Origin of the sequence: Mycolicibacterium chlorophenolicum (genome assembly GCF_001044235.1) — a bacterium.
GTDB lineage: Bacteria > Actinomycetota > Actinomycetes > Mycobacteriales > Mycobacteriaceae > Mycobacterium > Mycobacterium chlorophenolicum.
The window spans coordinates 74,739-86,711 of record NZ_JYNL01000010.1; the positions used below are offsets into that span (position 1 = coordinate 74,739).

Sequence of the window (11,973 nt, forward strand, 5' to 3'; positions counted from 1 at the left end):
CTCTCTGAAACTCCCGACATAACTCCCGACATCGTCTCGCGCGTCGGGTCGATCCGAGAAATCCTGGGTGGTTCGTCGCATCGATCCCCCGGCCGGCTCAGTTCGATTCGACGCTGTCGAACAGCGAGTCCAGCAGGCTGTCCCCCTCGTCGTCGGCCCCCTCGTCGTCGCCGCCGACGTCCATGTCGGGTACCAGCTGCTGAGCGAGGTAGGTCGCGAACGAGTCGACCGTCGGGTGGTTGAACAGCATCGTCGCCGACAACTCCAGCCCGACCAGGCGTTCGATCTCGCGCCGGATCGACATCGCCATCACCGAGTTCAGGCCCATCTCGGCGAACGGCCGATCGGTGGCGATGTCGTCCTCGGGCAGCCGCAGCTCGGTCGCGAGGATGCCGCGCAGCCCGGTGCGCAGTTCGGCGAGTAGCTCGTCGGCGCTCATCGCCGACCAGTTGCGCGTCGGCGCCGCGGGCCGGTGCGCGTCGGAGGCGACGGCCGCGGCGTCCTCGGCGGACTGCATCGGGGCCATCACCACCTGGTCGACGTCGAATCGGGTGACGTGGTCCCACGCGGCGAACGCCTCGCTCGCCCCGACCGGCCGTGAGCCGACCCGCTCGAGTTCGGCCTCGACGACCTGGGCTTCGCCGCCGAAGCCCAGACCGCGCCAGGCCACCCAGTCCAGGCTGACGGTGTTGTCGCCGCGGGCGTGCCGCGACCGCGCGAGCGCGTCGAGGTAGGCGTTGCCCGCCGCGTAGGCGCCCTGACCGGGGATGCCGAACACCGCGCCGGCCGACGCGGCGAGGTACAGGAAGTCCAGGCTGCCGGGCGGGAACAGTGCGTCGAGCACCCGTGCCCCGGCGATCTTCGGCCACACCGTGCGGTGCACGCGGTCGGCCTCGATCTCGGTGAGCAGCTGCGCCTCGGTCATGCCCGCCGCGTGGATGACGCCGCGGATCGGGGGTGCGCCGTCGGCGTCGCGCCGGTCCAGGACGGCGGCGACCGCGTCGCGGTCGGCGATGTCCACCGCCACCGTGTCGACGCTGACGCCGCGCAGCTCCAGCGCGCGGATCGCGGCGATCCGGGCCCGGACGTCCGGGTCCGAGGCGGCGTCCCAGTCACGTCGGGGCGGCAGCGCGGTGCGGCCGGCCAGCACGAGGCGCCGCGCGCCGCGGTCGGCGAGCCAGTCGGCCGTCAGCAGGCCGAGCACGCCCAGCCCACCGGTGATCAGGTAGGCCGCATCGGGCCGGCAGCGCAGCGTCTCACGCACCGGCTCCTCGCCGATCTCGGCCAACGTCGAGGTGCGCAGCTGTCCGTCGCGCCATACCGCCACAGATTTGACCGGCGTCGACAGCACGTCGACCAGTGCGGACAGCTCCGGGTCGGCGTTCTCGGGCAGGTCCACCAGACCGCCCCACAGCTGCGGCTGCTCGGCACCGACCACGCCGGCCACGCCCCACAGGCAGCTCTGGCTCAACGCCGCGTCCGACACCGCCTCGTAGACCCCGCGGGTGAGGATCCACAGCGTCGCCGGTTCGCGCGGGCCCCGGTCGGCGAGCGTGCCGACGAGCTCGGACACCTCGGTGGTGAGGCGGACCGCGGTCTCCTGGTCGGATTGCGCCGAGGCGTCCGGCTCGGCCACGTAGACCACGTGCCGGGCGTCGGCCACCTCCGCGGCGTCGACCAGCGCGCGCAGCCCGGTGGCGACCTCGCCGGTGCCGACGACAGCGACCGTGCCGAGCGCGGAGTCCGCGGCCTCGGCGGTCCAGGGCTGCCAGTCCAGCCGGTGCGCGATGCGCTGGGGTGCGGCGTCGGGCTCGGCAGCGTCGCCCGCCTCGACCGGCGTGTACCGCAGTCCGCGCAGCTCGGCGACCGGGCTGCCGTCCTCGGCGGTGACCGAGACGTCGACGACGAGCGCGTCGTCGTCGCGGCCGCGGCTGCGGGTCACGATCGTCCCTCGTGCCGTCGGCTGCGTGGCCGCGAAGATAACGACGTCGGCCGAGGAGGGCACCATCAGCCCGGGGCTCGACGCGTCGACCAGACGGCCCAGGTTGACCGCCGCGTCGAGCACCGCGGCCAGCGGTGCGTCGGGAGCGTCGGCGAACGTCACCTCGGTGCGCGACTCCCCGCGACCCCCGGTGTGCGACTCCACGGTCCAGGGATAGGCCAGCCCGTCGATGCCCCACGCGGTGTGCAGTTCCGCCAGCGCGGCGGGGTCGTATCCCGACGCGTCGGCCGCGGCCGGTGCGGCGGGGCCGACCGCGTCGCGGCTGATGCGCGCGGTGACATGCCGCACCCAGTGCCGGTCCTCGGTCTCCTCGCCGGTGGCCGACGAGATGGTCACGGTGTCGGCGTCGGCGTACACCTGCACGACGCGGGGCGCGTCGACGGCGATCGGGAACGCGAAGCGCACGTCGGCGACCGCCGTGGCCCCGGCGTGCGCCGCGGCCAGAGCGAGCGTCTGCAGCAGCACCGACAGCGGCACGATCTCCACCCCGGCGAAGCGGTGGGCGTGCGGGTACGGCTTGGCCTGCGGGCTGAGCCGGGCCTGCCACAGATGGCCGGGCTGCGGGCCCGCCACCGGGGTGTGCGCGCCCAGCACGGTGCCCGGCCGCGGGGCGGACGCGCCGGAGGACACCGGTTTGCGGATCGCCCAGTGGTGGGTGCGGTGCCACGGCGTGGCGGGCAGGTCGAGCAGCGGCCCGCCCTGGTGCTCCGGGTGGACGGTCTCCGGGGCGTAGGTGGTGTGCGTCGCGTTGAGCGTGGTGTGGAACGACAGCGTGTCGTCGCCGTCCTTGACCAGCGTGCCGAGGCTGTGGTGGTGGCCGGTACCCAGCGTGTCCGCGACCGCGTAGGTCAGGATCGGGTTGGCGCTGACCTCGATGAACGTGCCGATCTCCTGCGCCGCCGCCGCGACGGCCTGGCTGAACCTGACCGGCTGCCGCACGTTGGCCACCCAGTAGTCGGCGTCCAGCACCGGCTCCTCGGCATCGACGACCGTGGACAGGAACGGGATCGTCGGCGTGCGCGGGGTGATCCCGGCGAACGCCGCGCGCAGGTCGTCCAGCACCGGGTCCATCAGCGCGGTGTGGGAGGCGACCTCCATGTTGACCCGGCGCGCGAAGCGGTCCTGCGCGCCGACCGCGGCGATGACGGCGTCGACCTCGTCGGGCAGGCCGGCGACCACGGTCTGGCGCGGCGACACGTAGCCCGCGACCTCGACGCTGGGATAGTCGGCGACGAACGCCTCGGCCGCGTCGGGCGCCAGCTCCACGAGCCCGACGGCGCCCTGCCCGGCCAGCCTGGACATGATGCGTGAGCGGTGGGCGATGACCTTGAGGCCGTCGGCCAGGCTGAGCGCGCCGGCCACGACGGCGGCGGTGACCTCGCCCATGGAGTGGCCGATCACCGCGTCGGGGTGCACACCGTAGGAGCGCCACAGCTCGGTCAGGGCCAGCTGCAGGCCCATCAGCACGGGTTGCACCTCGGCGTCGCCGCTGACCGGGNACCGCGTCGGGGTGCACACCGTAGGAGCGCCACAGCTCGGTCAGGGCCAGCTGCAGGCCCATCAGCACGGGTTGCACCTCGGCGTCGCCGCTGACCGGGCGGCCCTCGGCGAGGATGTCGTGCAGCGAGAAGCCGACCTGTTCGACGAACACCGGCTCGATCTCGGCCACCGCCGCGGCGAACGCGGGCTCGTCGGCCAGCAGCTGCCGGCCCATGCCCGCCCACTGCGAACCCTGCCCGGAGAACACGAACACCGNCGATCTCGGCCACCGCCGCGGCGAACGCGGGCTCGTCGGCCAGCAGCTGCCGGCCCATGCCCGCCCACTGCGAACCCTGCCCGGAGAACACGAACACCGTGCCGCGCTTGCAGGCGCCGACGTGGGGGCCGACCACCCCGGGTGCGGCCTGCTGGGCCGCGAGCGCCCGCAGCCCGGCGATGGCCTGCTCGCGGTCGCGGGCCGCCACCGTGGCGAACTTGGCGTGCTGGGAGCGGTGGTGGTTGAGCGTGTGCGCGATCTCGCTGAGCGTGGCCTCGGCGCCGGGGCCGGCCATCCACTCCGCGAGCATCGCCGCCTGCGACGCGATGCGCTCGGGCGTGCGGCCCGACACCACCAGCGTCGTGACCGCGGGCTGGGCAGCCTCGGCGGGCTGCGGCGCGGCGACGGGCGCTTCCTCGATGACGACGTGGGCGTTGGTGCCGCCGAAGCCGAACGACGAGATGCCGGCGCGACGCGGCCGGCCCGCGGGCGCCCACTCGGTCGGTGCGTCCACGACTTTGAGGCGCAGGTTGTCGAACGGGATGTGCGGGTTGGGCTTCTGGTATCCGAGGTTGGCCGGGATCGCGTTGTGCTGCAGGGCGAGCACGGCCTTGGCGAATCCGGCGATACCGGCCGCGGCCTCGAGGTGCCCGAGGTTGGACTTGACCGCGCCCAGCAGCAGCGGGCGCTCGGCGGGTCGGCCCTTGCCCAGCACCGTGCCCAGCGCGCGGGCCTCGATCGGATCGCCGAGCAGCGTGCCGGTGCCGTGCGCCTCGACGTAGTCCACCTCGCGGGGCTCGACGCCCGCGGCGGTGTACGCCGAGCGCAGCACCGCCATCTGGGCGGCCGGATTCGGGGCCATCAGGCCGTTGGAGCGGCCGTCCTGGTTGACCGCCGAACCGCGGATCACCGCGAGGATCCGGTCACCGTCGCGTTGGGCGTCGGAGAGCCGCTTGAGCACCGCCACGCCGCACCCCTCGCCGCGGACGAACCCGTCGGCGGCGGCGTCGAACGAATGGCACTGCCCCGTCTTCGACATCGCCTCGAGCTGGTCGAAGCTGCGGGTCACCGCCGGCGACAGCAGCAGGTTCACCCCCGCGGCCAGCGCGAGGTTCGAATCGCCCGCGCGCAGGCTCTGGCAGGCCAGATGGATCGTCACCAGCGAGGACGAGCAGGCGGTGTCGATGGTCATCGACGGGCCGCGCAGATCGAAGTAGTACGACACCCGGTTGGCGATGATCGACAGCGCACCGCCGGTGCCCGACCAGGAGTCCACGTCGCCGAGGTCGACGGTCGACAGGTAGCCGTACTCCCCCAGGCACGCCGCGGCGAACACCCCGGTCTGGGAGTGCCGCAGGCTGTGCGCCTGGATGCCGGCGTGCTCGAGCGCCTCCTGGGTGACCTCCAGCAGCAGTCGCTGCTGCGGGTCCATCTTGTCGGCCTCGCTGGGCGAGATCTCGAAGAACTCCGCGTCGAAGGAGTCGACGTCGCGCAGGAACGATCCCCACCGGGTGGTCCCGGCGAGCGCCGCGGCGGCCTCGGGCGAGTCCACCGCGAAGGTCTCCCACCGGTCGGCCGGAACCTCGCGGACCGCGGAACGGCCCTCGGTGAGGAACTGCCAGTAGGCGTCCGGCCCCTCGATGTTGCCGTCGAGGTCGGTGCCGCCCGGGAAGCGGCAGCCCAGGCCGATCACCGCGATCGGCTCGTTGCCGGCCACGTACTCGGCGCCGACGGTCGCGGCGGCGGCCTCGACGACCGGTTCGACCTCCCCGCCGGTCAGGAACTTGGCGAGCGCGTTGATCGTGGGGTACTGCCAGAACTCCACCGGCGAGACGGTGCGGCCCAGCAGCTCGGAGAGCTCACCGGTGAGCACGACGGCATCGCTCGAACCGACGGCGAGGTCGTTGAGCGGTGCGTCGAAATCGATCTCGTCGGGGCTGCACCCGATGTTGGTGACCAGATAGTCGACCAACCAGTTCCGCAGGGCGTCCTCGTCGAAAGCAGAGGTCATGTAGTGATGTCCAACCGGCTGAACTCGTCCTGGCGATAACGATCCACGCAGGCCGAGCGCCGAATCTTGCCGCTGGTGGTGATCGGGATCGACCCGGGCGCGACGAGCACCAGATCGGCGACCCGCACGCTGTGGGTCTTCTTGATGGCCGAGGCCACCTCACGTTTGACCGCGCGCAGCTTGTCCATGGCCTCGGCCTCGGAGCTGCCCTTCTTCTTCATCTCGACGACCGCGACGAGCTGCTCGCTGGTGTCGTCGAGCACCGAGATCGCGGCGACACGACCGCCGGTGATCTCCTGGATGGTGGCCTCGATGTCGTCCGGGTAGTGGTTGCGTCCGTCGACGATCAGCATGTCCTTGATGCGGCCGATGATGAACATCTCGCCCTCGCTCATCACGCCGAGGTCGCCGGTGCGCAGCCACGGACCGACCGGGGTGCCCTCCGACGGGTTGACCATCTCGCCGCCGAAGGTGCGCTCGGTCTGCTGCGGGTTGCGCCAGTAGCCCATCGCGACCTGGTCGCCGTGCACCCAGATCTCGCCGACCTTGCCGTCGGGGTTCTCGGTGCGGGTCTCCGGATCGACGATGCGCACGGTCGAGGACCGCGGGGCGCCGTAGGTGACCAGCTCGGTGCCCGCCTCGGTGCCGCAGCGCTCGGCGTGACCGGCCGCGAGCTTCTCGTAGTCGAACCGGACGGTGGACGGCGTGTGGCCCATCGGGGCGGAGATGACGTACAGCGTGGCCTCGGCCAGGCCGTAGGACGGACGCACCGTGGTGGCCGGCATGTTGAACTTCGCGAACCGCTCGTTGAAGCGCCGGATCGTCGCCGAGTGGATGCGCTCGCTGCCGCTGATGATGCCCAGGACGTCGCCGAGGTCCATGCCTTCCAGATCGGCGTCGCTGGTACGGCGGACCGACAACTCGAACGCGAAGTTCGGCGCGGCCGACCAGGCGTGCGTGTGGGTCGCCAGCTGCTGGATCCAGCGCGCCGGCTTCTGCAGGAACGCGACGGGGCTCATCAGCATCGCCGGGCGGCCGTGCAGACCGCCGTTCTCCGACGGCGTGAGCAGCGACGCGAAGACACCCTGGATCAGGCCCATGTCGTGGTAGAAGGGCAGCCACGACACCAACGTGATGTCCTCCGGCGGGATGCCGTTGCGGTGCTCCATGTAGTCGTCGAACACCTGCTTGACGTTGGCGATCACGTTGCGGTGCGTCATGATCACGCCGGCCGGCGCGCGCGTGGATCCCGAGGTGTACTGCAGGTACGCAGTCTTGGGCAGAGGACCGACGTTCAGCTCCACGGTGCGCGGCGAGTCGAAGTCCAGCGCGTCGACCTCGATCACGGCGGGCGGATTGCCGCCGGGCAGGGTGCCGACGTACGTCATGATGTCGTGCACGACGGCCGACGTGGTGAGCACCGCGACCGGCTGGCAATCGCGCAGCGCGCCGTTGACCCGCTCGTCGAGCTGGCCCATGGCGGGCACGGGCAGCGGCACGGCGATGAAGCCGGCGGCCATGGCGCCGTAGAACGCGATGATGTACTCGAGGCCCTGGGGCGCCAGGATCGCGGCGCGATCGCCCTTGGAGCCGTGCCGCAGCAGTTCCTCGGCGACGACCTGAACGCGGTGGTGGACCTGGGACCAGGTCAGCGACTCGGCGTATCCGGCCGGGTCGATGTCGAAGTCGATGAAGGTGTACGCCACATCATCGGGCTGCTGACGAGCCCGCTCGGCGAGGATGCCGGGAATGGTCGACTCAAGCAAAGGCATGGCGACGTCCTTTCATCAATAGTTCTGCGTCCCGGCCCCATTGCCGTGTGGCAAACCGAATCGCAGCTCGTGGCCGCGCAACCCCCGCTCGCCCGAAGGCTAACACCGACCCGTCTTCCATGTCGTGCAATCCGACCAAGGATTAGACCACGAATTGCTTGCCAGAGGAAAGCGGCGCGACCAGCGAAAATTTCGCTCGCAAGGAGCAAACGCGGGTGTGCAATTTATTCCCTCCGACGGGCCCGAAGTTTTGCCAGTACTGCAAACGCCCCACTTCACTTCGGGGACACTGGTTGCTCAAGTGGGAAACTGCCCGGTACGCGGGCACCTGAGCAGGGCAGCTTAACGCAATGCTCCTTTCGTCTTGACGCGCGCGTAAGTGATTTGCGGAATCTGCACGGCCGCGTCGTGTTTGCTCCTGACTCGCCGGTAAGAAGCAGGTCCGGGGAGGTTCGGACCGGCCTGTCGCCCGCCCACCTCCCGACCGCACAGGTGTGCTCTACCGGAGATGACGGTTCCCGAAAGGTCCGCCAATGGTGTGGCGAAGACCACAGCCGTGTCGTAGGCTATCGGGCCGCGCGCGCCGCGATCTTGCCCTCGATGTCGGGCACCACCTCGCCGAGGTGCTCATTGAGGTAGAAATGGTGCCCCGGCAGCTCGGTGGCGGTGAACTCGGCGGTGGTGCGATCGGCCCAGGGCTTGACCTTCTCGGCCGTCGCGATCTCGTCGTCGTCGCCGTAGTAGGCGTGGATCGGGCAGGACAGCGTCACCTCGGGCGGGCAGCTGTAGGACGCGATCGCCTTGAGCCCGCGCAGGGTCGGCAGGATCGCCGTGGCAAACTCCGGGTTCTTCATGAACTCGGGATTGGCGCCCGTCATCGTGCTGACCGCCGCCAGCAGGCCGTCGTCGTCGTCCGGGATGTCCTCGTACCCGACGTGGCCCGGTGCGGCGACCGCCGAGACGAACAACGCGCCGATCGGCCGGCCCGCCGCCTCGAACCGGCGCGCCACCTCGAAGGCCAGCAGGCCACCCATGCTGTGCCCGAAGAAGAAGACCGGTCCACCGTGATCTTGGTCCGGCGACACCATCGTCACCACCTCGTCGGCCAGCGCGGGCAGGCTGGTGAACGACGCGAAGTCCTGCTTACCGCGCTGCCCGGGGTACTGCACCGCCGTCCGCTTGACGTCGATCGTGAACGTCTTGGCGAACGGCACGTAGTACTGCGCCGACCCGCCGGCGTGCGGGAAGATGAACAACCTGGGCTGTGTCACCCGGACACCCTATCGTCCGTCCCCGTCAGGCGAACGCCTCCACGGGCGGGCACGAGCACACCAGGTTGCGGTCGCCGTAGGCGCCGTCGATGCGGCGCACCGGCGGCCACACCTTCGGCCGGAACCCGTGGCCCAGCGGGTACGCCGCCTCCTGCCGGGTGTACGGATGCGGCCAGTCGTCGGCCGTCAGGCATTCCGCGGTGTGCGGAGCGCCGCGCAGCGGATTGTCGTCGGCGGGCCACACCCCGGAGCCGACCTTGTCGATCTCGGCGCGGATCGCGATCATCGCCTCGCAGAAGGCATCGACCTCGGCCAGCGACTCGCTCTCGGTCGGCTCCACCATCAGCGTGCCGGCCACCGGGAAGCTCATCGTCGGGGCATGGAAGCCGTAGTCGGCCAGGCGCTTGGCCACGTCGTCGACCGTCACACCCGTCGCCTTGGTGATCCCGCGCAGGTCCAGGATGCACTCGTGGGCGACCATGCCGTTCTCCCCGGTGTAGAGCACCGGGTAGTACTCGTCGAGACGGCGGGCGATGTAGTTGGCCGACGCGATCGCCACCAACGTCGCCGACCGCAGCCCGGAGGCGCCCATCATCCGGATGTAGGCCCACGTGATGGGCAGGATCGACGCCGACCCGTACGGCGCCGCCGACACGGTCAGGTCGTCGGACAGTTCCTCGGCCAGCGGATGCCCGGGCAGGTACGGCGCCAGGTGCGCGCGCACCGCCACCGGACCCACCCCCGGCCCGCCGCCGCCGTGGGGGATGCAGAACGTCTTGTGCAGGTTGAGGTGGCTGACGTCGCCGCCGAACCGACCCGGGCGGGCCAGCCCGACCAGCGCGTTGAGGTTCGCACCGTCGACGTAGACCTGACCGCCGGCGTCGTGCACGGCCGCGCAGATGTCGGCGACGTCGTGCTCGTAGACGCCGTGGGTGGACGGGTAGGTGATCATCAGCGCCGAGAGCCGCTCGGCGTGCTCGGCGACCTTGGCGCGTAGGTCGTCGAGGTCGACGTCCCCGTTCTCCCGGCAGGCCACCACGACCACCTTCATGCCGGCCAGCGCGGCTGACGCGGCGTTGGTGCCGTGCGCGCTGGACGGGATCAGGCACACGTTGCGCTCGGCCTGGCCGTTGGCGATGTGGTAGGCCTGGATCGCCAGCAGACCCGCGTACTCGCCCTGCGATCCGGCGTTGGGCTGCAGCGAGATCTCGTCGTATCCGGTGATCCCGGTCAGCCACGCCTGCAGGTCGGCGATCAGCCGGCGCAGGCCCGGGGTGTCCGAGGCCGGCGCGAACGGATGCTGGCGGCCGAACTCGGGCCACGTGATCGGCTCCATCTCGGCGGCCGCGTTGAGTTTCATCGTGCAGGAGCCCAGCGGGATCATGCTGCGGTCCAGCGCGATGTCCTTGTCGGCCAGCGAGCGCAGGTACCGCATCATCGCGGTCTCGGTGCGGTACGACGTGAACGCCGGGTGGGTCAGGAACTCGGTGGTCCTCGTCGCGATGTCCGAACCGTTGCGCGCGGCCGGCACCGTGGTGGCCCCGCCGCTGAACGCGCTGAGCACGTCGGCGACGTGCGCCTCGGTGGTGGCCTCGTCGCAGGCCACCGACACGTGGTCGGCGTCGACCAGCCAGAGGTTGATGCCGCGGCGCTTGGCGGCGTCGACGACCTCACGGGCCCGGCCCGGCACGTGCGCCAGCACGGTGTCGAAGAACGCGGAGTGCACCACCTCGACGCCGGCCTCGGCCAGCCCGCCCGCCAGGGTCCGGGCGTGATCGTGCACGCGGCCGGCGATCGCGCGCAGGCCGTCGGCCCCGTGGTAGCTCGCGTACATCGCGGCCATCACGGCGAGCAGCACCTGCGCGGTGCAGATGTTGCTGGTCGCCTTGTCGCGGCGAATGTGCTGTTCCCGGGTCTGCAGCGCCAGTCGGTAGGCCGGCGCCCCGTCGGCGTCGACGGACACCCCGACCAGCCGGCCGGGCAGCTGGCGGGCGTGCTTCGAGTGCACGGCCAGATAGCCGGCGTGCGGACCGCCGAACCCCATCGGCACCCCGAACCGCTGGGTGGTGCCGAACGCGACGTCCGCGCCGATCTCGCCCGGCGGCGCGATCAGGGTCAGCGCGAGCAGGTCGGCGCCGATCGCCACCAGGGCGCCGCGCTCGTGGGCCTGCGCGACGAGGTCGCTCCAGTCGTGCACGGCGCCGCTCGCGCCCGGCAGCTGGGCGATCACGCCGAAGAAGTCGCCCTCGGGCAGGCCCTGGCGCAGATCGGCGGTGACGATCTCGATGCCGAGCGGCTGGGCGCGGGTGGCGAGCACGGCGGCGGTCTGCGGGTAGACGTCGATATCGACAGCGAGGCGGCGACCCGATCCGCGCACCGCGCGCTGCATCAGCGTCATCGCCTCGGCGGCGGCGGTGGCCTCGTCCAGCATCGAGGCGTTGGCCACCTCCAGCCCGGTCAGGTCGGTCACCATCGTCTGGAAGTTCAGCAGCGCCTCGAGCCGGCCCTGGCTGATCTCGGGCTGGTAGGGCGTGTAGGCGGTGTACCACGCCGGGTTCTCGAGGATGTTGCGCTTGAGCACCGGCGGGGTCAGCGTGTCGAAGTAGCCCTGCCCGATCATCGACACCGCGACGGTGTTCGACTGGGCGAGCGCCCGCAGCTCGGCGAGCGCTTCGGCCTCCGACGCGGCCGGCGGCAGGTGGTCGAGACCGGGGGCCACGCCCTCGTCGGTCAGTGCGTCGAGGATGCCGGCGGGCAGCGCCTTGGCGGCCAGTTCGTCGAGGGAGTCGACACCGATGGTGGTGAGCAGCGTGGCGACGGCGGCGGCGTCCGGGCCGATGTGGCGGTCGACGAAGGTGAGCTCGGTGGGGGTGGGCTGATCAGACACGAGGGACGTCTCCCGACGTTCGGGCGCGAGGAGCGCACGCGGAGCGGCTCCTCCCCCTCTGTCGTCGGCCCGGTCCGGGCGGCCTGAGAGATTCGGCCCTCTCGACGCGGGTCGAGTGGCCTTTCCCCATGGGCGGGTGCGAGGCACCGCTTTCCAGAGGCATCGGGGCCGGTCGCGGTCCGGGGTGCCTGAGAGGTTGACGGAGAGGTGTTGCTCCTTCGGCGTCCGTGGCTGGCGGCCACGGAACTCTCCCGCGAGAGGGCGATGCGGGCCC

Annotated in this window: 4 protein-coding genes, 2 pseudogenes and 2 riboswitches; all 6 genes and pseudogenes read right to left on the bottom strand. The window is 71.4% G+C overall.

Translation table 11 applies throughout. The features are described from left to right. Positions 1-97: 97 nt before the first annotated feature. Positions 98-3,500: acyltransferase domain-containing protein (locus tag MCHLDSM_RS39065; protein ID WP_234713893.1), on the bottom strand; the 3,403-nt coding region annotated here is incomplete at its 5' end. A gap of 1 nt (position 3,501) precedes the next feature. Beyond that, positions 3,502-3,757 (bottom strand): annotated as a pseudogene (locus tag MCHLDSM_RS40670) (acyltransferase domain-containing protein); the annotation flags it as partial. Position 3,758: 1 nt separating this feature from the next. Continuing rightward, positions 3,759-5,769 (bottom strand): annotated as a pseudogene (locus MCHLDSM_RS39075) (type I polyketide synthase); the annotation flags it as partial. Next, complete coding sequence (locus MCHLDSM_RS05825) at positions 5,766-7,541, bottom strand: AMP-binding protein (protein ID WP_048469294.1); 1,776 nt, start codon at positions 7,539-7,541, stop codon at positions 5,766-5,768. The pseudogene MCHLDSM_RS39075 and the gene MCHLDSM_RS05825, both read right to left, overlap by 4 nt. A 566-nt stretch (positions 7,542-8,107) precedes the next feature. Next, complete coding sequence (locus tag MCHLDSM_RS05830; protein WP_048469295.1) at positions 8,108-8,812, bottom strand: thioesterase II family protein; 705 nt, start codon at positions 8,810-8,812, stop codon at positions 8,108-8,110. A 25-nt stretch (positions 8,813-8,837) separates the two neighbouring features. After that, positions 8,838-11,699 (bottom strand): aminomethyl-transferring glycine dehydrogenase, encoded by a 2,862-nt coding sequence (gene gcvP, locus MCHLDSM_RS05835; RefSeq protein ID WP_048469296.1) that lies wholly within the window; start codon positions 11,697-11,699, stop codon positions 8,838-8,840. Positions 11,700-11,747: 48 nt separating this feature from the next. After that, a riboswitch (glycine riboswitch) is annotated at positions 11,748-11,866 on the bottom strand. 5 nt (positions 11,867-11,871) lie between these two features. Beyond that, a riboswitch (glycine riboswitch) is annotated at positions 11,872-11,956 on the bottom strand. Positions 11,957-11,973 lie beyond the last annotated feature (17 nt).